The organism is Agromyces marinus, assembly GCF_021442325.1.
In the GTDB taxonomy this organism is placed as follows: Bacteria; Actinomycetota; Actinomycetes; order Actinomycetales; family Microbacteriaceae; genus Agromyces; species Agromyces marinus.
In genome coordinates this window covers 2,695,327-2,717,177 of the sequence record NZ_CP087879.1, presented here as the reverse complement: position 1 = coordinate 2,717,177, position 21,851 = coordinate 2,695,327, and the positions used below count along the sequence as shown (strand labels likewise).

Below are 21,851 nucleotides of genomic sequence, written 5' to 3'. Positions count from 1 at the left end.
GTGGATGCATGGGTGAGACCGCGGATCAGGGCGTGGAGTCCTCGAGGACGGCACCGATACGGCGCTGGCTGACCTGGGCGGTGGTGCTCGGAGTTCTGCTGTACGCACTCGTGTTGGCGCTGGTGGTTCCCCGTGCGCTGGCCGTCATCGAGCAGACGCGTGCGATCGCGGAGGAACGCGGGGCAGACGCCGAGGCGTCGGCGGTGTCGCCGTCCGGGTCGCCCTCGGAGGGCGCATCGGAGACGTCGAATACCCCGTCGGGCGGTGCGGATGCCTCGATGCCGACCGACCTGCCCTGGGATGTCCCGCTCCCCGAGGGATTGACGAGCGCGGTCATGACCGACCTGTCGGGAGCCGGTGGATGGCAGGCGACGACGGACGCGATCGGGTTCGGTACCGGACTCGAGCAGCCCGCGACGGGCTGCACCGTCTCGTACTGGAACGGCGGCATGACCGAATCGGTCCCGGCAGACCAGGGGGACCGTGTCGCGAGCGTCGCTGAACTGGAGCGCATCGTCGGCCCGTTCGACGATGCCGGGCGGGCATCAGACACTGCGCTGAACGTCGGGGGAGGCGATCTCGTCGATCTGGTGGGCTTCCGCGGAACGCTCATCGAACAGACCGGGGAGGTGCTCGTGGTGACGCGCGCGTTCACCGGCATCCGCCAGACCGTGTCGATCGTCATCGCGTGCCCCGCCATCGACGCAGTGGACGACGTGTACACGGACGAGCTCTCCGGACTGATCTGGGTCGGTGTGGCGCCGATGCCGCAGTGATCGCAGCGCAGGTGAGTGCGGCGGACTCGGTGAGAGCGGCGGACTCGCTCGCGTGGGGTGACCGCGCGCGAGTCATCACCTCGCTACGCTCGTCCTTCGTGACGCTCGCTCGAGTCGGCTCCGCGCAGCCCGCACCGTTCCTCGTCTCGATCGGCAACATCCACGCGACGCAGTACCACGTCGTGACGCCGGCGGGAACCTGGCCCATCGCCGAGGTGAACGTCTCGACGAACGATCAGACGTCGACGACGACCCACACGCCCGCATGGGCGATCGTGATGGTGGTCCTGTTCATCTGGTTCTTCCTGCTGAGCCTCCTGTTTCTGCTCGCCCGCGAGACCCGGGTACAGGGGTACATCGCCGTCACCATCTCCGGCGAAGGGCCCTGACGGTCGGGGCGCACGCGCGGTCGGGCCCGCCCGCGCGCCGGCCCGACCGCCCGCCCGCCGGAGCGCCCGTCCGCCCGCGCGCACTGCGGCGCTGCCCGCTCACGCGGCCGACCTCGTCGCGGTCGGCGTGAAGCGCGCGCGCCCGCCGAGCCGTGGCACCTGGTCGGGGTCGACGTGCGGAGGTGGGATGAACCACACCTCGGATCGGGTCGCGCGGATGCCCCACCCCTCGCGGTGGATGCGATGGTGGCAGAACGAGCAGAGCATCGCGCCGTTGGCGAGGTCGGTCGGGCCGGCGTCGCGTTCCCACCATCTGATGTGGTGGGCGTCGACGTAGGTGATGTTCTGGCCGCATGAGGCGCACCCGCCGTCGCGTTCGGCGAGCGCGAGCCGTTGGGCGCGGCTGAAGAGCCGGGCAGAGCGGCCGAGGTCGAGCGGGAGGCCTTCGCCACCGAGCACCATGGGGATGAGCTCGGCATCGGCCGCCATGCGGCGTGCGGTGGTTGCGGAGACGGGCTGATCGATGCCGTCGATGTGCGCGGCGCCGAGCCCGTCGACGAGTGCGTCGTGGTCGAGGCGCACGACCACGGTGGCCTTGGCGAGCGGGGTGAGGGTCTGCTCGCACCCCAGGCTGTGTCGTGCGATCGCGGCGAGCGCATCGGCCTGGATCTGGGGGATCGAGCGCTGGTCGTCGACGACGGGCCCGGTGCCGGATGCGGCTGGCTCGCGGCGGCGCAGTGCGTCGCGGACGAGCGCCTCGACGGCCGTCTTGATCGGTGCTGCGGTCTCGGGGTCGAGCCGGGCGTGGAGGTGCACCATGCCGGCCGCGTCTTCGCGGATCGTGAGCGATCGCTCACCGCGCAATCGCTCTTCACGACGCTCGATGCCGTCGCGGTCGAGCCTCGCCTCGGCTTCGCGGATGCCGCGCATGAGCAGGTCGAGCGGTACCCGAGCGGCGAGCTCGACCAGGGATGCCTCGACCGTGTCGGCCCACTCGGGGTCGGCGCGCCACCGGACCCGCTCGAGCATCGTGGTGATCGCCGACGCCGCATCGACGCCGATCGCGGTCGACTCGAGCGCTGCGGCGACGTGCGGATGCCGCGACGGCAGCCGCGCGCCGCCGAAGCCCTGCCGTTCGGCGGTCGCGGTGCCGACCGCGATGAGCCTCGCCGCGTCGCTTCGAGAGGCTCCGGTCGACGCGGCGATAAGCCGCACCGGGTTGTGGAAGCCGCGGGCCCTGGCCAGGCTCGCTTCGCCGCGTTCGGTGCTCGACCGCTTCGACACCTCGCCCGCCACGCGCGCGAGGAGCATCTCGGCATCTCGCCGGACCTGCGCGAGCGCGTCGGCCACACGCACCAGCCCGTCATCGCTCATCTCGGCGATCTCGGTCTGGGTCGCGGCATCCGTCACCGTCGGGAACTGCGGCATCGCATCGCTCCACGCCGCGCGCAACGCCGCGACGTCGCGGTCGAGGGTGCTGAGGGGCGATTCCATGTCTCGATTCTGTGGTGACCCACCGACATCCGCTCACCCATGGAAAACAGGCCTGACCTGCCAAATCCCCTGTGAAAAGATGCTGTCGAATCGGCCCTGTGGAGGACAGGTCGAACGAGGGCGCCCAAGGCCGAGCGGATGTCACCGGCTCCCGCTACGCTCGGCGCAGGTTCACGAGTGGCAGCTGTCGGTACCTGGCCGGCTGCCCGGCAACCCTTCCGTCGAGCGGGTGCCTCAGGGGAAGAGCCGGCCCGCGGCATCCGTCTCGGGCAAGTCGACGGAGCTGAAGCGCCTCCGAGCAGCAGGAGGACTTCCACCATGCCCGCAGACGAGTATTTCGAGGACGCCGTTGCGCGCCTGATCGCGATGCCGCCCGGCGACCCGGTCAATGATCGGAGCCCGTGGGGCGACGTTCCCGAGGCGGAGCGCCTGGCCTGGTGCCGCGCGCTCCTGGACTTTCCGACCTCGTTCCCCGGGCCGGCGATCATGGGCTTCGTCGCGCAGCGGATCCGGGCGGGCGGCGTGGTGGGCGTGCATCGCTGGGCCTGGCAGGCGGCCGCCTTCCACCGGCTCGGCTTCGCGGCCTCCGACTGGTACCTCCTGCGGCTCTGCATCGAGCAACGGCGCGACGCGCTGCTCGCGCGAACGGGCGGCCGCTTCGTAGTCGACACCCAGCGGGTCGGCTACCCCTCCATCGCGCTGATCGCCGAAGACTGGACCGACTGGCTCCCGCTCCTGAGATCCGGCATCACGCCGCTGCGTGCGCTCGACGGCGACGGCGATGGCAACCCCGTGCTGCCTGCCTGAGCGGATGCCGCGCCCGGGAGCGCCGGAACGCGACTGAGCAGCTGCGTGCGCGATCGCACGGAATCCTGTGCGATCCACCACCGGCGCCGCGACCTGCTCGGGGCGCTCGTCGCGAAGGCGGCGGCGGTGATCATTCCGGACGGCGTTCGGGGGCAGCGTCATATGTGCGACTTCTGCGACCTCGCGCCGCTCGTCGGCGCCCGCGATCTTCGCGGACTTGGGTCGAAACCACGAATGCGCTGCAGACCGTCCGGTCCGCGGACGTCGCGCAATGCCCTCGCCCGCGCTCCTAGGATCGATTCGGAGCACAGCCACTTTTTGCATTCAAGGGAGTCGAATGAAGATGTCTGTCCGGAGCGTGGCCGCTTCCGCAATGATCTGCGCCGTCTTCGTTCTCGGGGGCTGCGCGGTGGCGGACAGCGACGGGTCCGTCGGGGTGGTCGACTCGACTGATGGTCCCATCGAGGTGGAGGAGAATCTGGCGACCGTCGACGTGAGGGTCGCGCGGTCCCTGCTCGATCCCGAGGACTCGATGTCGGACGAGGAGATCGTTTCCGCCGCTGCGGAGAACGGCATGACGGCTGCTGTCGACGGCGACGCCGTTGTCTACACCATGACCAAGTCGCAGCGCGACGAGATGCTCGACGAGTTGCGATCGTCCGCGCAGGACGCCGTGGACGGCATCGTCGCGGACGACTCGAACTCCATTACCGAGGTGGAGGTCGACGATGCGATGACCGCATTCACGGTGTCGGTCGACGCCGAGCGGTTCTCACCCCTCGAGAGCCTTCTCGTGATCGGCTTCTACCTCCAGGGTGCGCTCTACCAGCAGTTCGCGGGCACCCCGGCAGGCGAGCTCGATGTGGTCGTCGAATTCGTCGATGACGCAACGGGCGAGGTGCTCGAAAGCGGCTCGTATCAGGACTGGCGCAAGAACCTCGAGGGATGAGGGTCGCGGTCCCGTTCGGGCCGCACACGCGAACGCCGCCCCCGAACTGGGGCCTGTGACTGTTCATTGCTCGGCGGAAACGTATTGTTGGATGCCCCTCCCCGTTCGACCTGTCCGAAGGTTCCTTGCGTGAGTTCCCTTTTCGCGCTGCCCAGCAGCCCCGTCGGCGCGATGCTTGTCATCCTGCTGTGGTGGCCCATCGCCCTTCTGATCGTCGTCCTGATCGCGGCCTACACCGCGATCACGCAGATCGGAATGCAGCGCGAGCTCCCACAGCGCAAGGGGTTGTTCATGCTTCTCGGCGCTGTCGTTGTGATGGCCGGGTGCGCGAGAATCGCACTCGAATCGGTGGCAACCGTTCGCGGCGCCGGTGAAGATCCGTACATTGCCGCTGCGATGTCCTGGCTTGGCTTCGTGCTGGTCATCGCTCTTGGCCTGATGGCGATCCTCGGCATCCGACGCATCGTGTCGAGACGGCGGACGATGACCGAGGACGAGCATCGCCGCTTCTACGCGTCGCAGCACCTGAAGCCGGAATGGCTGTATTGGCCAGGCCAGACCGTCCCTCGAAGGGAGCCGCAACGACTCCGCGAGCTTCCGCTGATGCGCCTGTACGAGCGGCGACCGAAGTCCACGCTCGCCGCGGTTGGAGCGGGTCTCGTGCTCGTCACGACAGCGGGAAGCCTGAGCCTCGCGGCCGTTCCGACGTGGGCACAAGACGCTCGTGTGGTCCGTGTGGTCGATGGAGACACCGTCGTCGTCCGGGTCGGCGATCACGAGGAATACGTTCGGATCCTGAATATGAATGCACCTGAGGACAACGCGGTCACGGGCGAGTCGGAGTGCCTGGGACAGGAGGCGACCGCCGCGCTCGAGCAGTTTCTCCCGAAGGGGCGGAGCGTGACCCTCGCGTACGACGAGGTTCGCCGCGATCGCTTTGGCCGCCTGCTCGCGAAAGTGACCACCGAGGACGGAGTCTCAGCGGCGACCGTCCTGATCGCGCAGGGCCTGGCTGCGCCGGCCGAGTACGGGGACAACATGCGCTTCTTCGCCGAATCGACGAGCGCCATGGCCGATGCAGAAGCGGTCGGGGCGGGGATCTTCTCGCCGTCTGTGGAGTGCGGGCCGCTCGCGGCGATCGAGTCACTTGCGGCGGGAGCTGCCGAGGTGACATCGCCCACGGACCAGCTGCCATCGTCCGAGCTTGCGAGTGCAGAGGCTGCGGCGATCGCCGTGCTGACGACGGTTCCGGCAGCGAAAGCGGCGGCCAACGCGATCGCCTGGGTAACGCCGGATGTTCGCGATCGGTGGTTGCTCGAGGTCACGCGTATCGAGGCCCAGATGACGACCTACCGCGATGATGCGATGGCATTCGCGCCTGTTGCTGCCGCGCGCGAAGCCGAGGCGGATCGGCAGGCTGCGGCGGACGCAGCCCGTCAAGCTGAAGCCGAACGCATCGCGGCCGAGGCCGAGGCCGCTCGGCTCGCCGAGGAACAACGTCAGGCCGCAGCAGCAGATGCAGACCAGCAGTCCGACTCAGGGGCTGCCAGTGGTGGATCGGGCTCGACCGGCGGATACGACGGCTACACGGGCTGCCGGGCATACGGACCGGGCGGAACGTCGGTCGACGAGCAGGGTCGTCGGTACACCAAAATCGATTGCACTACGAAGCTCCCGCTCTGACCTCTGGGCAGCCGCCAGGTCAGCGTTCGAGCAGCGGTCCCACAGTCGACCACCACATCCCGAACATCGCCGATGCCGTGGCGCCGCTGGCCGCGAGCTGCCAGAGCACCCGCCGACGGCTCGCAAGACCGACCTCCACCTGAAGCCGCTCGAACGCGGCGTGATCGACGACCGCGGTCACCGGCATCCGCTGCCAGGCCGACGGCCGCGCCGCGACTGCGGCGAGGCGCTGCACCTGCTCCGGCGCCAGCACCACGCGCCGCCGTCGCAGCCAGCGGATGAGCTCGGTGTCATGCAGCACGACGACCTCCGACGGGCGCTCGCGCACCGTCATCCGCTTCGCTCCCACGATCGCGACGATCGGCGTGACCTCGACGGGCACACCCGCGGTCGCCGACAGCAGCTTCGCCGTGCGCTTCGCCTCGTACGTGGCGTTGCGCAGGTGGTCGGTGCGCTGGCCGCTCACGAGGATGCGCTTCGCGCCGACCCACACGTGCTGGCCGCGGTGGTGCTTCGTGTTGATCGTGAACACGCCCGCGGGCCCGATCACGACATGGTCGAGGTCGCTCGACCCGGTACCGATCGGTACCGAGTGCAGCACGACCCACCCCGGTCCGAGCGCCTCGAGGCGGCGCGCGACCTCGAGCTCGCCGAGCGCGCCGACATACCAGGGCTCGGCGTCGCGTCCGAGCGGCGAGACGCCGAAGAACCGCTGCACAGCGGTGTTCGGCGGCACGGTCGCCTGCACGCGCAGGCATTCGGCGATGACGGATGCCGCGGGGCGGCGGTTCGCGAGGGATGGTGTCGCGACGTGTTCGGTGCTCATGGGGTCCTCCCGGCGGTAGGGTCGCTCGATCCTGACAGCCGTGTCGGGGTGCGGGGGAGCCCCACGATCGGGTCGTCGTCTGGTCTGGCCGCGTAGTCCTCGATTGCGGCGCATGCGGCGAGGACGTCGCCGAGGCGAGCACGTGACGAGCGGCTCACACTGGGATCGCTTCGCGCAGCACGGTCTCGACGACATCCGCCTTCAGGCTCGACGCCGGCACGATGTCGACCGGGGCGTCGAGGATCCGCTCCGCCGCGCTGCGCATCGTGCCGAGGCCGAACAGCCCGACGTCGTCGGCGAGGTCGACGAGCAGGTCGATGTCGCTGGTGGCCGACTCGTCGCCGCGGGCGACGCTCCCGAAGACGCGGATGTTCGAGGCGCCGAGTTCTTCGAGCGCGGAGACGAGTTCTTCGCGCTGGGTGTTGAGACGCGCGCGGAGCGGGCGAAGGCCTGCGTGTAGTGGTTCCGTGCTGGGGCTCGCCAAGCGGTCGGCCGTCGCGGTGACGCCGGCAGTGAGTTCCGCCTGGTGGGTCTCGATGAACTCGCGGATGGCGGCGGCGACGATGTCCTTCTTCGTTCGCCCGAGCACGTGCGCAGCGTCGCCGACCAGCCGGTCGGTCGCCGGATCGATCTTGATCGGGGTGAACGGCGCCATCTGTCCTCCTCGGTACCAGAGTACCATCTGGTACCGAGGCGAAGGAGACCCGTCCATTCGTCTGGTATGAACCCGTCCGTTTGTCAGATAGGAAACCGTCCGTTTGCCTGACCGGCGGCCTGCGCGGACTCGAACCCACGGATTCGCGGCTCCAGAGTCACGGATTCGCACGGGGCGGATGCCACGAAACCCGCCATTGACCCCACCCCCGCACCACCGCTATCGTCGCAAGGCTGCGCACCCGCGCAGCATCCGCATCCCGGACCCCTGCACGAGGAAGGACGAGCCGTGTACCTGCAGCGCACGAATCGCCAGTCCTTCATCGAGCCCGCGAACGCTCGCCAAGCGAGCGTCCTTCGCGAACTCGAGCAGGTGCTCGAACCGGCACGCTGACGCCGCCGCGGCCCGATGGCCGCGAGCAACCGCGTCACCCCGTGCCATCCGAGGCCCGGGGTCTTCTTCCGTCTGCGCGCGACGGGAGCCCTCGGGCTCCGCGATCCGCACCGCACGCGCGACGCCGCAGCCGCGACGCGCGCACCAAGCAGACAGGAAAGGACCATGGAGAAGCTCTCCACACGGCTCGTGTCGTGGGCGAGCCTGATCGACGAGAAGACCGTCGAGCAGGCCCGCACGTCGTCGACGATGCCGTTCATCTACCCGCACCTCGCGCTGATGCCCGACGCGCACCTGGGCCTCGGCGCCACGGTGGGGTCGGTCATCCCGACGCTCGGCGCGATCATGCCGGCCGCGGTCGGAGTCGACATCGGCTGCGGCATGATCGCCGTGAAGACGCAGTTCGCGGCTTCCGACCTGCCCTCCGACCGGAGGGAGGTCCGGGAGCACATCGAGCGCGCCATCCCGCTGTCGGCCGGTCACGCGAACCGCAAGGTCGTCGCGACCGCCGAGCCGCGGATCGCCGAGCTCGAGGCCCTCGCCGAGGCGAAGGGGTTCGACCCGGCTCGCTACCGGGGCGATTGGCGGCTGCAGCTGGGGTCGCTCGGCAGCGGCAACCACTTCATCGAGGTCTCGCTCGATGAGACGGATGCCGTGTGGCTGTTCCTGCACTCCGGAAGCCGGGGCGTGGGCAACAAGATCGCGCAGCACCACATCCGGGTCGCGCAGGAGCTCTGCCGGAGGTGGTGGATCGACCTGCCCGACCGGGATCTCGCGTACCTCGTGGAGGGCACGCCGGAGTTCTCGCGGTACATCGCGGAGCTGCGGTGGGCGCAGCACTTCGCGCTGCTGAACCGGGAGGAGATGATGGACCGGGTCATCCGGCAGGTCTCGGAGTGGGTCGGCGTGCCGGTGGAGGAGCGGGAGCGGGTCAACTGCCACCACAACTTCACCGAGAGCGAGGAGCACTTCGGCAAGCGGGTGTGGGTGTCGCGGAAGGGTGCGATCCGGGCCGATGCCGGCCGGCCGGGCCTGATCCCGGGTTCGATGGGCACCGCGTCGTACGTGGTCGAGGGCCTGGGTGATCGGATGTCGCTGAACTCCTCGCCGCACGGCGCAGGCCGGACGTACTCGCGCTCCGCCGCCCGCCGGACCTTCACGCGTGATCAGCTGCGGGAGGCGATGGCCGGCATCGAGTTCCGCGACACCGACGCGTTCATCGACGAGATCCCGGCGGCCTACAAGCCGATCGACCGGGTGATGGCGGATGCCGCGTCGCTCGTGCGGGTGCGGCACACGCTGCGGCAGGTGGTGAACGTGAAGGGGGACTGAGGGGGTCGCGCGCAGCTGCTCAAGCGGTGACGGATGCCGCGGCTCGCGCCCGCCCGGAGACGGGCGGGTGCGGGTCGCGATCAGTCGCGCGATCGGCCAGGCGACACATGGGTATCGATATTGCTACCCTTGTGTCATGCCATATGGGGTTGCTGAATACGCCGCGAAGCTCGGGGTGTCCCGAGCAGCGGCGTACAAGCGCGTCCGGAGCGGCGCCGTCGGGGCATATCGGGTGGGTTCGCAGTGGGTCGTGCCCGAACAGGCCTTGGCTGCGCCGCGACCGTCGGCGCGGCCGATGTCCGCTGCGAATGCCCAGATCCTGCTCGCGGCAATCTCGAGCGGTCGCGTCGCCGCCTCCGACCCGGTGGTCCGGCGGAGGATCGCCGAGAAGGTGGGCCTCGTGCGGGCGGGCGACGTCGACGCGCAGCGGTTCTGGAGCTGGGTCAGGGCGCGCTCGCCCCGCCTGGCGCTCAGCGCGAGCGCGGCGGACCTGCACGACCTGCTCGGCGACGCACGTCTGGTCCGGTCGGGGGTCGCCGACCCGCGCGCCGGCCTCGCGGCATCCGCTGTCGCCGAAGGCTACGTGTCGCACGCGGATGTCGACCCCCTCGTGAAGGACTACCTGCTCGTCGAGAGCGACCGCCCGAACGTCTGGGTGCACGTGGCCGATATCGCGCTCGACGATGAGGGCCATGTTCCGATCGGCTTCGTCATCGCCGACCTGCTCGACCACAGCGGAGCGCGCGAGCGCGGGCAGGCGGAGCAGCTGTTGAAGGAGCTGCGCCGGTGAGCGACGACCCGCCCCTGATCGTCCTTCCACCGCTGGCCGGCGCCGCGGACGAGTCCTGGGCCGGGATCCTCGATCTCGCCGACGAGGTGCCCGACGGGTGGTGCCTGATCGGCGGGTTCATGGTGTTGCTGCACTGCCTCGAGCGTGGCGTGGTGTCGACCCGGCCCACCGATGACGGGGATGCAGTCGTCGACGTCCGCGCGCGTCCGACGATGCTGCGGGACCTCACCGGGGCGCTGGTACGTCTCGGATTCGCGGCGGACGGGATCACCGCCGACGGGCACCAGCACCGATGGATGCGCGGGGCTGCGTCGATTGACGTCCTGCTTCCCGACGGGATCGGTGAGCGGGCCGGACGGGCGACCGGCGTCGGTGGCGCCACCACCCTGCAGGCACCGGGAACCACGCAGGCGCTCGATCGCTCGAATCTCGTCCGCGTCCAGCACGGGGATCGCGTGGGCAGGATCCGGCGCCCCGACCTGCTCGGGGCGCTCGTCGCGAAGGCGGCGGCGGTGAGCATTCCCGATGGCATTCGCGGGCAGCGTCACATCAGCGACTTCTGCAATCTCGCGCCGCTCGTCGGCGCCCGCGATCTTCGCGGACTGACGGTCAAGGATCGCCGACGGCTTCGAATCATGCTCGCGAAGACCGAGGAGCATCCGGAGCTCGTCGTCGCCGTCGATGGCGCGGTCGAGGGCCTGCGGCGAATCGCGCTCGCGATCGAGTAGCGGGAGCGGCGAACGCGGGGCCCGATGTCGGGGTCAGGGCGTGATCACGCCGCGACCCGGCGTCGGAGGGAGTGCCCGGAGGTGGGATCAGTCCGCGCGGTGGATCCAGTCATGAGCGTTGACCCCGACGCCTAGTTGAGGCCGTGGATCATGAGCGTCTTCGCTCGCCCGTTCATACCGTGGAGCTCGCCCAGCTCGGCGCTGTACAGGAATAGAGCGATGCCGGAGCGGTCCGCGAACTCGATCGCACCGGACGCATAGCCGGTGCTCGTGAAGAACAGTGGACTGCGCCCGTCAGCGGACGCAACTCCGGCGATCTCACGGATCGGGGCGACGCCGACGTTAGCCGCATAGTGCTTGACCTGGGCGATGTACTTGCGCCCGCCCACGTCGACTCCTCCATCACCTCGGTAACTCGTGACCTCCGCGTCGGTCTCGCCAAGATGTCGCATCCACTGAGCAACAAGCTCCTCGGCGCCCCGCGGCGTAACCCCAAGACGCGCCGGGTCCGGTCTGAGCGAGTTCCTCGTCACGTGGAGCGCCAAATCGCGGTCAAGCGGCATTCCCTGTTTCGCCCTGCGCTTCTCGAGGGCGACCTTCGCGCCCTCGAATCCAGATTGGATCAGCGCCCTGACCGACGCCCTGTGGCGGTCCCGGGCGGCTTGCCGCGCGCGTCTTATAACGAGACCAGTACCGACACTCAGCAATACCAGTGCGATGGAGACGAGAGTGAGCAACGGGCTCCAAGGGTTCAGAGCACGAATGACTCCTTGAATCGATTCTGGGAACGGGGAGAGCACCAACTCGGGCAGCAGAGAAAGTACCAACAGGGAACCGGTGAGAAAAGCTAAGCCCAGCATCGCCGTGAACGTCGTCGACCATCCCTCGGCGGCGTGGTCTTGCGCGCTTCTCTGAAGCTTGATCTGCGGTCGGATATGCGAACGGACAACCTGCATCAAAATCTCATCCGGGACCCAAACATCAGGGTAAGAGCGACCAATTCTTGTGCCGGCGTCCCTTGCCGAATTGACGGACCTCATCGACGAATTCTGGCAGATCGAGCGTTCAGCCTGTCACCCTGCTCCGTGTGGCTGTTCCTGCACTCCGGAAGCCGGGGCGTGGGCAACAAGATCGCGCAGCATCACATCCGGGTCGCGCAGGAGCTCTGCCGGAAGTGGTGGATCGACCTGCCCGACCGGGATCTCGCGTACCTGGTCGAGGGCACGCCGGAGTTCTCGCGGTACATCGCGGAGCTGCGGTGGGCGCAGCACTTCGCGCTGCTGAACCGGGAGGAGATGATGGACCGGGTCATCCGGCAGGTCTCGGAGTGGGTCGGCGTGCCGGTGGAGGAGCGGGAGCGGATCAACTGCCACCACAACTTCACCGAGAGCGAGGAGCACTTCGGCAAGCGGGTGTGGGTGTCGCGGAAGGGTGCGATCCGGGCCGATGCCGGCCGGCCGGGCCTGATCCCGGGTTCGATGGGTACCGCGTCGTACGTGGTCGAGGGCCTGGGGGATCGGATGTCGCTGAACTCCTCGCCGCACGGTGCGGGCCGGACGTACTCGCGCTCCGCCGCCCGGCGGACCTTCACGCAGGATCGGTCAAGTCCCTGGTGGTGGTGTAGCGCGGTCTCCTTCGATGTGGATGGTTAGGTGCGGAGTTCGAGGACGGTGTTGGGGTTCGCCTCGCTTCCGGTGTCGGGGACGAGGGTGAGGCGGCTTCTGGCGAGGATGTCCAGGCCGAGGTAGCGGCGGCCTTCGGCCCGTTCGTCGGTCTGCTCGGCGAGGACGGCTCCGACGAGGCGGATGATCGCGTCGCGGTTCGGGAAGATCCCGACGCTGTCGGTGCGGCGGCGGATCTCACGGTTGAGCCGCTCGTTGGGATTGTTGGACCAGATCTGCGCCCAGAGCCCTTCGGGGAACCCGGTGAAGGCGAGGATGTCGGCGCGTGCGGCATCGAGGTGCTCGAACGCGGCGGGCAGTTTCCCGTCGACGTCGTCCAGGAGCCGGTCGAACTGGGCGTGCACGGCCTCGGCGTCGGGCTGGTCGTAGACCGAGTGCAGCATCGCCTTGACCGCCGGCCACATACTCTTCGGGGTCGCGGACATCAGGTTCGCGGCGTAGTGGGTGCGACACCTCTGCCAGGTCGCGCCGGGCAGGTTCGCCGCGATCGCTTCGACCAGGCCGGCGTGCGCGTCGGAGGTGACCAGTCGCACGCCCGTCAGGCCGCGCGCGACGAGGTCGGCGAAGAAGCTGTTCCACGCCGCACCGGGCTCTGATGTGGCGACGCGGAGCCCGAGGACCTCACGCCGCCCGTCGGCGTTCACGCCGGTCGCGACGAGCACGACGGCGTTGATCACCCGGCCGCCTTCGCGGACCTTCATCGTCAGCGCGTCCGCGGCGACGAACGTGAACGGGCCCGCCTCATCGAGCGGACGGTGCCGGAACTGCTCGACGTGCTCGTCGAGTTCGGCCGCCATCCTGGACACCTGCGACTTGGACAGCGAGTGGATCCCGAGGGTCTTGACCAGCTTGTCCATCCGGCGCGTGGACACACCGGCGAGGTAGCAGTCCGCGACGACCGTGATCAGGGCGGACTCGGCCCGTTTGCGGCGCTCGAGCAGCCAGTCCGGGAAGTACGTGCCCTGCCGCAGCTTCGGGACGGCGATATCGATCGTGCCGACCCGGGTGTCCAGGTCCCGGTGCCGGTACCCGTTGCGCTGCGTCGTGCGGGTGGGGCTCGGTTTGCCCCACTCAGCGCCGACCACGGCATCCGCGTCGGCGGACAGGAGCGCGTTGATCATCGTCTGCAGCAGCTGCCGCATCAGATCCGGGGACGCTCGGCCAAGGCTTCACCGAGCAGGCCGGCAGGGTCGAGAATGTGAGGTGCGGTATCGTGTTGATTCCGTTCGAGTGGGTTGTAGGAGATTCCTCGAAGGAACACACGGTGACCGCGCTCACGTCAGTAGCGACGAGCCCGATCACCGCGCTACACCACTATGCGGGACTCAACTGCGGCTCATAGGCTTCCGTTCATGGCCTCCAGATCCGAGAGTGAAGAGCCTGATGTGCTGAACGCGCTACGTGATTTCGTGGCCGAACGCGATTGGCGACAGTTCCATACGCCAGCGAATCTCGCAAAGGGCATCAGCATCGAGGCGGGCGAACTCCTCGAGTGCTTCCAGTGGGATGAGGCGGCGGCGGAACGTGAGCGTGTCGTCGAGGAACTCGCTGATGTGCTGACCTACTGCTACCTGCTCGCCGACCGGCTCGGCGTCGACCCGGGCCGCATCATTCTTGACAAGCTCGCGCAGACGCGAAGCAAGTACCCCGTCGATCGATCCCGTGGCAGGAGCGCGAAGTATGACCAGCTTTAGGGTCGAGCACTTTCCGTTCTCTAAGCAGGCGGTGCGGACCTGGGCTGAACCCGATGGGCGACACGCGAACTGGCCTGTCGTGTACACGATCAGCGACCACGGCGAGGTCTACGTCGGTGAGACGCTGAACGCGGCGGGTCGGCTCCGGCAGCACCTCGACAACGAAGGCAAGCAGCATCTCAAGGCTGTTCGCATCGTGATCGACGAGACCTTCAACAAGTCCGCTTGCCTCGACCTCGAGTCCTACCTGATCCGGCTCTTCGCAGGCGACGGACAACTCAAGGTGATCAACCGCAACGAGGGAATTACGGACGCTGACTATTACGACCGCGTGAGGTATCGCAACACCTTCGACGAGATCTTCGAAGAGCTGCGGGCGGCTGGCATGTTCACGCGAGACATCCCGGAGATCGAGAACAGCGACCTGTTCAAGCTGTCGCCATTCAAATCCCTCAACCAGGAGCAGGCCGTCGCCATGGAGGGCATCCTTGAAGGGCTCTTCGAGGACCTGGAGCAAGGTGCTCGAAGCACCGTGGTGGTTCAAGGCGACCCCGGTACCGGCAAGACGATCGTCGGCGTGTTCCTCATGAAGCTCCTGCGAGACATCCAAGCCGCGAATCCGAACGATCGGCCTGAGACCGATTCGCTCTTCTCCGACTTCTTCGTCGAGGGCCATTCGGAGTTGCTGCACGACTTCCGGATCGGCATCGTGGTGCCACAGCAGTCGCTCCGCAGGTCGATCCAGAAGGTCTTCGCGAAGACCCCAGGTCTCGACCGGAGTATGGTGCTCACTCCCTTCGAGGTCGGCGCGTCGGATCATGATTTCGATCTGCTCGTGGTCGACGAGACCCATCGGCTGAATCAGCGTGCCAACCAGCCGACTGGTGTGCTCAACAAGAAGTTCCGAGCAATCAACGGCGCCTTGTATGGCGACGATGACCTGACCAAGACCCAACTCGACTGGATCCGTTCGAAGAGCCGCCATCAGGTCTTCCTTCTGGATGAAGGGCAGGCCGTCCGGCCGGCGGATCTTCCGCGGCCCGTGCTCGGTGCGCTCGTACGTGAGGCGAAGGAAGCCAATCGTTTCTATCCATTGGCGTCGCAGATGCGCGTCGCCGGCGGTGCGGACTACATCGACTTCATTCGGCGTCTACTACGTGGTGAGGCTTCCGATGCCGGAGGTTTCGCAAGCTACGACCTGCGGCTGTTCCAGAATCTCGGTGAGATGCACGATGCGATCCGTGCTCGGGACGAAGAGCATGGTCTTGCGCGCCTGGTGGCTGGCTACGCTTGGCCGTGGAAGTCACGCAAGGACGCTTCGGAATTCGACATCGAGCTCGACGGGGTGGCCTTGCACTGGAACCGTACGGCGGTCGACTGGATCAACTCCGAGGGGTCAATCGATGACGTTGGCTCGATCCACACCGTGCAGGGCTACGACCTGAACTACGCCGGAGTGATCATCGGCGAAGACCTGAGACTCGACCCGTTGACAGGCAAGGTGCGCGCCCATCGCGCCTCCTATTACGACGCAAAGGGCAAGGAGAACAACCCGACCCTAGGCATCACTTACGACGACGACGCCCTGCTCGAATTCATCTTGAATATCTACGCGGTACTACTCACCCGTGGGATACGCGGGACGTACATCTATGTGTGTGATCCGAGACTTCGGTCGTACTTCGAATCATTGCTGGCTACTGGAACCCAAGCCCGGCCACACGCGACCCACTCCCGCGGGCGCTCGGAAGCAGCACAGCCACGATTCTAGGAACGCGGCGCGCCGGGCGAAGACCGAGCCACGAGATAGTCATACAGACTTGTTTCGATCGGCGAATCCATGTTCAGTTTCATCATGACAACGTCCAATTGTTCACGGTTCCCAACTGGCATTTGCTCCTGGCGGGCTTCCGCCGAATGTGCTCGGCCCAGATAGTAGAAGTCGGAGCCTTCGGCGTCATCCTTCTTCGCGAAGAGATGCAGAGGAACTCGGTTCTCAACGATTGCCCGAACCTCATTGCTTCGCAGCGTCCTGCGACTTCGAGTGAACCAGGTAATCGCCGATTCGCTTATGAACTCATCTTCATATCTGGTGCTTTCGGAGATACCATCGGCCTTGTGATAAGTAATGAAGATTGGACACGTATTTGAGGTGTAGTCGACCTTGTAGCCATAGATCGTGCTCTGTTCATTCGACTCCCAGTTGAGAAGCCGGCAGGCGTCCTTTCGTGAGTATCGTCGACCGACCTCGAGAGTTCCGACCCACCGATAGTGGTGCCGAGCGAGGTACAAACCGGTCTCAATAAGGTCCCAGACGTGGGCGGCGAAAGTTTGGCTCGAGCGCATGAGTTCGCGAAGGCGAGGATCGAGGTTGAACACTCCATCGACGAGCGTGACCAGAGGTCGACCGCCGTACTTGCGGCGCTCAGCCTCCGTGAAGAACTCCAGCGACAGAACCCTACTCACAGAACGCACGGTGGAGGACTCCGAACCACACCGTTCACGTTCGAGGAGCCGAACGTAGTCTTTGTGTGTGACAGAACCCTCGTCAGCGAGAAGCGACTGCAGCAAGAGCAATTCGTGGGGACGCTTGCCGTTCAGCAACTCGGCGGACAGGAATGTCAGGACCGCGTCTTCAGCCTCTGTGGGAGCGCTATCGACGCGCTTCAATGCGACGAGGAGGCTCCAGTAGCTGCCTCGCTTCGCAGCGACAACCGTTGGATCGGCCGCGTCGAAGCGGGCAAAGTCCATTAGGCGCGGTGTGTGGCCAAGCCGGTTCTCCAGCTCGACAAGAGTCCGCTTCAAGTTCTGCATGCTGTCGAGCGGGGTATTTGCGAGCGACTCAAAAACGCGATCGCGTGAAATTGCATCGAAGTTGACGCTGGACAGCCCGGATATTGCACCCGCTTCCTGGGCGTCGATCAAGCGCTTGCGGATCGAGTCCTTGTTGAGACTGTTGTCGCCAAACAATGCGATGGGGATCAAGTAGTTGTTGGCGTAGTTCCCAATGAAATCGATCACAACTAGGTGGTCCTTCCCGGCGGCCTTCCGCAGCCCGCGGCCAAGCTGCTGCGTGAAGATGATGCTCGACTGTGTTTGTCTCACCATCACAACCTGATTGACGGTGGGGATATCGATGCCTTCGTTGAATACATCGACCGTCAGTATGTAGTCCAGCTCGCCGCGCTCGAGCTGCTCGATCGCGGACTCCCGCGTTCCGACTGAGTCGTCGCCGGTGAGCGCGACGGTGCGAAGACGCCTTCCGTGGACCTGCCGGTCGTTGAGTAGGTTCGAAAGTTCGATCGCCTCGTGCTTGCGGCTGCAGAAGATCAGGCCCCGGACGGACACTCCGGCATGTCCATAGGTTGCAACGGCGCGCACAATGTGGTCCGCGCGCTCAGGTGCTACTAGCTGAGACAACCTAGAGGTATCGTCGATGATGTCGCCCTCCGCCGTCTGGAAATCGGTCACCCCGTAGTAGTGGAACGGAGCGAGCATGTCTTCCTCCAGCGCTTTTTGGAGGCGAATCTCGTACGGCACATTAAAGTCGAAGAGCTCGAAGATATTGAAGTCGTCTGTACGCTCGGGTGTGGCTGTGATTCCCAGAATAAACTTGGGCTGCAGGTAGTCGATCATGCGCCGGTAGGTGCCGGCCCCAGCGCGATGGACCTCATCGATGAGCACGTAGTCGAATGCATCGGGGCGGATGAGGCGCAGATTTTCTGGGCGTGAAAGAGACTGGACGGTCGCGAACACATAGCGCCGATCGACGTCGCGGGAACTTCCGACGAACTTGCCGAAGTCGTCTATGGGCGCATCTAGTACTCGACGAAACTCGTCGATTGCCCGATCCAGAATCTGCTCGCGGTGGGCGATGAACAGTACCCGAGCGGGATCGACCGAACGCACATCGAGCGCCGAGAGAATCGTCTTTCCGGTTCCGGTCGCGGAGATCACCACTGCACGCTGCTCGCCGGCGTCGCGTACACGCTGGATCTCCGCGAGCGCCTCCTTTTGCATCGCATTTGGAACGACGGCCCCCTGAGAAATCGGGTCGGCGTCTTCCGGCGTCAAGGGCGTGTGTCGAGGAGGCGAAACGTACGAAGCCTCGTACGAATCGATCCACCCTGGGGATAGTGGTGTGCACTCCGCGAGTTGAGCGGTCAGCGCACCACGAATTTGATGGACGATGTCGCCGTCCGGTAGCGCGGAGAACCGCAGGTTCCACTCATGATTCGTCAGCAGCGCTGTCTCAGTTAGATTTGAGCTACCGATTATCGCGGTCATACTCTCGTCGTGCTCGAAGACGTACCCCTTCGCATGGAAGGCACCGTTTGCAGCTTGGTGAATATAGACCTCGACTCGAGCGAGGTTCAACAGCTCCCTGAACGCAGCAGGGGAATTGAACCCGAGGTAGGTCGACGTAACTATCGTACCTTCGCCCTCAAAGTCAAGCAGCGCCTGCTTGAGCATCGCGATTGCGCTGGGCGTGACGAAAGCGACTGAGAATGTGAACCTCCTAGAGCGACGTAGCTCATCGCGGATCGACCGCAGCATTGTGTTTGTGCCTTGGTTCGAGACCAGCAAAGGGTGGTAGCGGTGATCGGCGTCAAGGGCCGAGCTGTCAAAGCCGAACGCGTTGTCACGGCGAACTTGCCCTGAGACGGAGCTCACGAACCGCGGCCCATCACGCGGCACCTGCAGCGTGGTCCTGCATGACCTTCTGGACGGCAGGCACGTCCGCGGGCGCCCACTCCACGCTGTCGAGAACGGGTATGGGAATCCAACGAATCGCGGAGTGTTCGGTCAACTGAGGCTCGTCGCCGATCAATGTCGCATAGTAGGTCGTAAGCGTAACGACGCCAAACGGGTACTCATGACTGGTGGTCTCGACGTGATCACCGATCTGCACTGTGCAGAGAAGTTCTTCGTCCATTTCGCGCGCGAGCGCCTCCTGTGGCGTCTCGTCCGCTTCGACCTTTCCGCCCGGGAACTCCCACAGCCCCGGGAGGGACATCGCTGCGCTACGTTGAGCTGCCAGGACAGTGTCTTCCCTAACGACTACGGCACCGACAACGTTGATTTGCTTCTTCACAGGCATACTCCGCGCAGCTCCTGGATTGGTGTTTGTATGCAGCTTAGAGTCTCCTTCGGCTGGTCCAATGGCAAGGCCCGGGGATCCTGCGGATGATCGACGACAGGGTGACATCGGCCGGTCAAGTCCCTGGTAGTGGTGTAGCGCGGTCTCCTTCGATGTGGATGGTTAGGCGCTGAGTTCGAGGACGGTGTCGGGGTTCACCTCGCTTCCGGTGTCGGGGACGAGGGTGAGGCGGCTTCTGGCGAGGATGTCCAAGCCGAGGTAGCGGCGGCCTTCGGCCCATTCGTCGGTCTGCTCGGCGAGGACGGCTCCGACGAGGCGGATGATCGCGTCGCGGTTCGGGAAGATTCCGACGCTGTCGGTGCGGCGGCGGATCTCACGGTTGAGCCGCTCGTTGGGATTGTTTGACCAGATCTGCGCCCAGAGCCCTTCGGGGAACCCGGTGAAGGCGAGGATGTCGGCGCGTGCGGCATCGAGGTGCTCGAACGCGTCGGGGAGCTTGCCGTCGACGTAGTCCAGGAGCCGATCGAACTGGGCGTGCACGGCATCGGCGTCGGGTTGGTCGTAGACCGAGTGCAGCATCGCCTTGACCGCCGGCCACATGCTCTTCGGGGTCGCGGACATCAGGTTCGCGGCGTAGTGGGTGCGACACCTCTGCCAGGTCGCGCCGGCCAGGTTCGCCGCGATCGCTTCGACCAGGCCGGCGTGCGCGTCGGACGTGACCAGTCGCACGCCCGTCAGGCCGCGCGCGACGAGGTCGGCGAAGAAGCTGTTCCACGCCGCACCGGTCTCACTGGTCGCGACGCGGAGCCCGAGGACCTCACGCCGCCCGTCGGCGTTCACGCCGGTCGCGACGAGCACGACGGCGTTGATCACCCGGCCGCCTTCGCGGACCTTCATCGTCAGCGCGTCCGCGGCGACGAACGTGAACGGGCCCGCCTCATCGAGCGGACGGTGCCGGAACTGCTCGACGTGCTCGTCGAGTTCGGCCGCCATCCTGGACACCTGCGACTTGGACAGCGAGTGGATCCCGAGGGTCTTGACCAGCTTGTCCATCCGGCGCGTGGACACACCGGCGAGGTAGCAATCCGCGACGACGGTGATCATCGCCGACTCGGCCCGCTTGCGCCGCTCGAGCAACCACTCCGGGAAGTACGTGCCCGCCCGAAGCTTCGGGATCTGCACGTCGATCGTGCCGACCCGGGTGTCCAGGTCGCGGTGCCGGTACCCGTTGCGCTGCGTCGTGCGGGTGGGGCTGGGTTTGCCCCACTCAGCGCCGACCACGGCATCCGCGTCAGCGGACAGGAGCGCGTTGATCATCGTCTGCAGCAGTTGCCGCATCAGATCCGGTGAGGCATCGGCCAGGGCTTCACCGAGCACGCCGGCAGGGTCGAGAATGTGAGGTGCGGTCATCGTGTTGATTCCGTTCGAGTGGGTTGTAGGAGATTCCTCGAAGGATCACACGGTGACCGCGCTCACGTCAGTAGCGACGAGCCCGATCACCGCGCTACACCACTATGCGGGACTCAACTCATCGGCCGGATTCTCATGCGTTCGACTCACACCTCCGGCGCCTCCTGCAGCGCGCGCACCTCGATCGGGGTCCGCAGCGCGCGCGAGGCGCGCGTCGCCCACTCGAGTGCGGCAGTCTCGTCGGGCGCCTCGATCACCCAGAATCCGCCGACGTAGAGCGGAGCCTCGACGAACGGCTCGTCGAGCACGCGCGGCTCGGCGCCCGCGGCATCCACCGTCTTCGCCGTCGACGGCGGGTGCAGGCCGCCGGCGAAGCGGAACGCGCCGGACTCGACGAGCGCGGTGTTGAACTCGTCGACCGCGGCCATCACGGCGGCGAGCTCGGCCGGGTCCATCGCCTGCATGGACTCCATCGTCGGCTCGTCGGTCGAGTCGTGCGGCATGGTCAGGAAGTACTGGGTCACCGGTCTGTCCTCTCGTGACGGGCGGATGTCGCCCTCACTCACGACGTCGAACGCCGGCCCGCCCGATCGACATCGCAGCCGACATCCGGTTCGCTGGGTCGCGATCGAATTCGGCGCGCCCGCGCCACGGCCACCCTCAGCGCCGCGCGCCGCCCGGCGCGGTGCTCCACAGCGCCCACGCCACGAGCACCGGCTGCAGGAACAGGCGCAGGAACCGCGCCCGATCGGTGCGCATCAGCGGCACCGAGCGGCCGGTGCGCCAGTGGTGGACGTTGCCCGGGAACACCGCCACGAAGAACGCCGCGATCGCGAGCCCGACGCGCCGCCGCTCGCGCGGCAGCGCCACCGCGGCCGTGCCGAGCATGATCTCGGCCGCGCCCGACGCGATCACGACGGCGTCCTTGTCGGCCGGCTCGGTCGCCACCCAGTCGGGCACGGCGATGCGGAACCCCTTCCGCGCCCAGAACAGGTGCGAGAGCCCGGCGAACACGAGCATGCCCGCGAGCAGCCAGCGCGCGACCGAGCGGATGACGGTGAGCGGGCCGGGTCGGCGGGGGCGGCGGGTTCGCGCGGGGCGTCGGGTGCGGGTCGGCATCGGGCCAGTCTCGCAGGCGCGGC

The 21,851-nt window shown here is 66.6% G+C and carries 19 protein-coding genes, 2 pseudogenes and 1 riboswitch; of the genes and pseudogenes, 11 read left to right on the top strand and 10 right to left on the bottom strand.

What is annotated here, in order from left to right; all coding sequences use genetic code 11:
- Positions 1–8 precede the first annotated feature (8 nt).
- Complete coding sequence (locus DSM26151_RS12660; protein ID WP_234659878.1) at positions 9–776, top strand: hypothetical protein; 768 nt, start codon at positions 9–11, stop codon at positions 774–776.
- Positions 777–874: 98 nt separating this feature from the next.
- On the top strand, positions 875–1,165 hold the full coding sequence (locus DSM26151_RS12655; RefSeq protein WP_234659877.1) for a hypothetical protein: 291 nt from the start codon (positions 875–877) through the stop codon (positions 1,163–1,165).
- Between the two features lie 99 nt (positions 1,166–1,264).
- Here DSM26151_RS12655 and DSM26151_RS12650 read toward each other — a convergent pair whose 3' ends face one another.
- On the bottom strand, positions 1,265–2,659 hold the full coding sequence (locus DSM26151_RS12650; protein WP_234659876.1) for an HNH endonuclease signature motif containing protein: 1,395 nt from the start codon (positions 2,657–2,659) through the stop codon (positions 1,265–1,267).
- Positions 2,660–2,828: 169 nt separating this feature from the next.
- A riboswitch (SAM riboswitch) is annotated at positions 2,829–2,941 on the top strand.
- A 36-nt stretch (positions 2,942–2,977) separates the two neighbouring features.
- Between DSM26151_RS12650 and DSM26151_RS12645 the strand changes: the two genes are divergently transcribed.
- The 3 genes from DSM26151_RS12645 to DSM26151_RS12635 all read left to right on the top strand — a co-directional run bounded on the left by DSM26151_RS12645 (position 2,978) and on the right by DSM26151_RS12635 (position 6,098).
- A complete protein-coding gene (locus DSM26151_RS12645) occupies positions 2,978–3,466 on the top strand; it encodes a hypothetical protein (protein ID WP_234659875.1) in 489 nt (162 codons plus the stop codon).
- Positions 3,467–3,803: 337 nt separating this feature from the next.
- A complete protein-coding gene (locus tag DSM26151_RS12640; protein ID WP_234659874.1) occupies positions 3,804–4,415 on the top strand; it encodes a hypothetical protein in 612 nt (203 codons plus the stop codon).
- 129 nt (positions 4,416–4,544) lie between these two features.
- The gene (locus DSM26151_RS12635; protein ID WP_234659873.1) at positions 4,545–6,098 is read left to right on the top strand and encodes a thermonuclease family protein; all 1,554 of its coding nucleotides are present in this window, start codon (positions 4,545–4,547) and stop codon (positions 6,096–6,098) included.
- Between the two features lie 19 nt (positions 6,099–6,117).
- On the opposite strand, the gene DSM26151_RS12630 is transcribed toward DSM26151_RS12635, so the two are convergent.
- Both DSM26151_RS12630 and DSM26151_RS12625 read right to left on the bottom strand, forming a co-directional pair.
- Complete coding sequence (locus tag DSM26151_RS12630) at positions 6,118–6,924, bottom strand: nuclease-related domain-containing protein (RefSeq protein ID WP_234659872.1); 807 nt, start codon at positions 6,922–6,924, stop codon at positions 6,118–6,120.
- A 154-nt stretch (positions 6,925–7,078) separates the two neighbouring features.
- Positions 7,079–7,579: a nucleotidyltransferase family protein gene (locus DSM26151_RS12625; RefSeq protein ID WP_234659871.1), complete on the bottom strand. Its 501-nt coding sequence runs from the start codon at positions 7,577–7,579 to the stop codon at positions 7,079–7,081.
- Positions 7,580–8,137: 558 nt separating this feature from the next.
- On the opposite strand from DSM26151_RS12625, the gene DSM26151_RS12620 reads away from it, so the two are divergent.
- The 3 genes from DSM26151_RS12620 (at position 8,138) to DSM26151_RS12610 (ending at position 10,822) form a co-directional block, all read left to right on the top strand.
- On the top strand, positions 8,138–9,304 hold the full coding sequence (locus tag DSM26151_RS12620) for an RtcB family protein (RefSeq protein ID WP_234659870.1): 1,167 nt from the start codon (positions 8,138–8,140) through the stop codon (positions 9,302–9,304).
- Positions 9,305–9,599: 295 nt separating this feature from the next.
- Positions 9,600–10,094, top strand: coding sequence for a hypothetical protein (locus DSM26151_RS12615; RefSeq protein ID WP_234659869.1), 495 nt, complete (start codon positions 9,600–9,602; stop codon positions 10,092–10,094).
- Between the two features lie 86 nt (positions 10,095–10,180).
- A complete protein-coding gene (locus DSM26151_RS12610) occupies positions 10,181–10,822 on the top strand; it encodes a hypothetical protein (RefSeq protein WP_234659868.1) in 642 nt (213 codons plus the stop codon).
- 131 nt (positions 10,823–10,953) lie between these two features.
- Here DSM26151_RS12610 and DSM26151_RS12605 read toward each other — a convergent pair whose 3' ends face one another.
- The gene (locus tag DSM26151_RS12605) at positions 10,954–11,862 is read right to left on the bottom strand and encodes a restriction endonuclease (RefSeq protein ID WP_234659867.1); all 909 of its coding nucleotides are present in this window, start codon (positions 11,860–11,862) and stop codon (positions 10,954–10,956) included.
- A gap of 45 nt (positions 11,863–11,907) precedes the next feature.
- Here DSM26151_RS12605 and DSM26151_RS12600 point away from each other — a divergent pair.
- Positions 11,908–12,423: pseudogene (locus DSM26151_RS12600) on the top strand (RtcB family protein); the annotation flags it as partial.
- Positions 12,424–12,470: 47 nt separating this feature from the next.
- On the opposite strand, the pseudogene DSM26151_RS12595 reads toward DSM26151_RS12600, so the two are convergent.
- Positions 12,471–13,750: pseudogene (locus DSM26151_RS12595) on the bottom strand (IS256 family transposase).
- A 106-nt stretch (positions 13,751–13,856) separates the two neighbouring features.
- On the opposite strand from DSM26151_RS12595, the gene DSM26151_RS12590 reads away from it, so the two are divergent.
- Together DSM26151_RS12590 and DSM26151_RS12585 are read left to right on the top strand one after the other, a co-directional pair.
- Positions 13,857–14,198, top strand: coding sequence for a nucleotide pyrophosphohydrolase (locus tag DSM26151_RS12590; RefSeq protein WP_234659866.1), 342 nt, complete (start codon positions 13,857–13,859; stop codon positions 14,196–14,198).
- Complete coding sequence (locus DSM26151_RS12585) at positions 14,185–15,969, top strand: DUF2075 domain-containing protein (RefSeq protein WP_234659865.1); 1,785 nt, start codon at positions 14,185–14,187, stop codon at positions 15,967–15,969. The genes DSM26151_RS12590 and DSM26151_RS12585 overlap by 14 nt, the downstream gene beginning before the upstream one ends.
- On the opposite strand, the gene DSM26151_RS12580 is transcribed toward DSM26151_RS12585, so the two are convergent.
- From DSM26151_RS12580 to DSM26151_RS12560, 5 genes are all read right to left on the bottom strand, one after another.
- A complete protein-coding gene (locus DSM26151_RS12580; protein ID WP_234659864.1) occupies positions 15,966–18,872 on the bottom strand; it encodes a DUF3427 domain-containing protein in 2,907 nt (968 codons plus the stop codon). The genes DSM26151_RS12585 and DSM26151_RS12580 overlap by 4 nt on opposite strands.
- Positions 18,873–18,885: 13 nt before the next feature.
- Entirely contained in the window at positions 18,886–19,299 is a 414-nt protein-coding gene (locus DSM26151_RS12575; RefSeq protein WP_234659863.1) for a (deoxy)nucleoside triphosphate pyrophosphohydrolase, read from the bottom strand.
- Between the two features lie 162 nt (positions 19,300–19,461).
- Positions 19,462–20,709: an IS256 family transposase gene (locus DSM26151_RS12570; protein WP_234659862.1), complete on the bottom strand. Its 1,248-nt coding sequence runs from the start codon at positions 20,707–20,709 to the stop codon at positions 19,462–19,464.
- Positions 20,710–20,855: 146 nt separating this feature from the next.
- The gene (locus DSM26151_RS12565) at positions 20,856–21,233 is read right to left on the bottom strand and encodes a YciI family protein (protein ID WP_234659861.1); all 378 of its coding nucleotides are present in this window, start codon (positions 21,231–21,233) and stop codon (positions 20,856–20,858) included.
- 136 nt (positions 21,234–21,369) lie between these two features.
- Positions 21,370–21,828, bottom strand: coding sequence for a DoxX family protein (locus tag DSM26151_RS12560; RefSeq protein ID WP_407650995.1), 459 nt, complete (start codon positions 21,826–21,828; stop codon positions 21,370–21,372).
- Positions 21,829–21,851 lie beyond the last annotated feature (23 nt).

Excerpts from the sequence above, each read along its gene's own strand:
- DSM26151_RS12660 (WP_234659878.1), top strand. The coding sequence starts at position 9 with ATGGGTGAGACCGCGGATCAGGGCGTGGAGTCCTCGAGGACGGCACCG.
- DSM26151_RS12650 (WP_234659876.1), bottom strand. The coding sequence starts at position 2,659 with ATGGAATCGCCCCTCAGCACCCTCGACCGCGACGTCGCGGCGTTGCGC.
- DSM26151_RS12645 (WP_234659875.1), top strand. The coding sequence starts at position 2,978 with ATGCCCGCAGACGAGTATTTCGAGGACGCCGTTGCGCGCCTGATCGCG.
- DSM26151_RS12640 (WP_234659874.1), top strand. The coding sequence starts at position 3,804 with ATGAAGATGTCTGTCCGGAGCGTGGCCGCTTCCGCAATGATCTGCGCC.
- DSM26151_RS12630 (WP_234659872.1), bottom strand. The coding sequence starts at position 6,924 with ATGAGCACCGAACACGTCGCGACACCATCCCTCGCGAACCGCCGCCCC.
- DSM26151_RS12625 (WP_234659871.1), bottom strand. The coding sequence starts at position 7,579 with ATGGCGCCGTTCACCCCGATCAAGATCGATCCGGCGACCGACCGGCTG.
- DSM26151_RS12620 (WP_234659870.1), top strand. The coding sequence starts at position 8,138 with ATGGAGAAGCTCTCCACACGGCTCGTGTCGTGGGCGAGCCTGATCGAC.
- DSM26151_RS12615 (WP_234659869.1), top strand. The coding sequence starts at position 9,600 with ATGTCCGCTGCGAATGCCCAGATCCTGCTCGCGGCAATCTCGAGCGGT.
- DSM26151_RS12605 (WP_234659867.1), bottom strand. The coding sequence starts at position 11,862 with ATGAGGTCCGTCAATTCGGCAAGGGACGCCGGCACAAGAATTGGTCGC.
- DSM26151_RS12590 (WP_234659866.1), top strand. The coding sequence starts at position 13,857 with ATGGCCTCCAGATCCGAGAGTGAAGAGCCTGATGTGCTGAACGCGCTA.
- DSM26151_RS12585 (WP_234659865.1), top strand. The coding sequence starts at position 14,185 with ATGACCAGCTTTAGGGTCGAGCACTTTCCGTTCTCTAAGCAGGCGGTG.
- DSM26151_RS12575 (WP_234659863.1), bottom strand. The coding sequence starts at position 19,299 with ATGCCTGTGAAGAAGCAAATCAACGTTGTCGGTGCCGTAGTCGTTAGG.
- DSM26151_RS12570 (WP_234659862.1), bottom strand. The coding sequence starts at position 20,709 with ATGACCGCACCTCACATTCTCGACCCTGCCGGCGTGCTCGGTGAAGCC.
- DSM26151_RS12560 (WP_407650995.1), bottom strand. The coding sequence starts at position 21,828 with ATGCCGACCCGCACCCGACGCCCCGCGCGAACCCGCCGCCCCCGCCGA.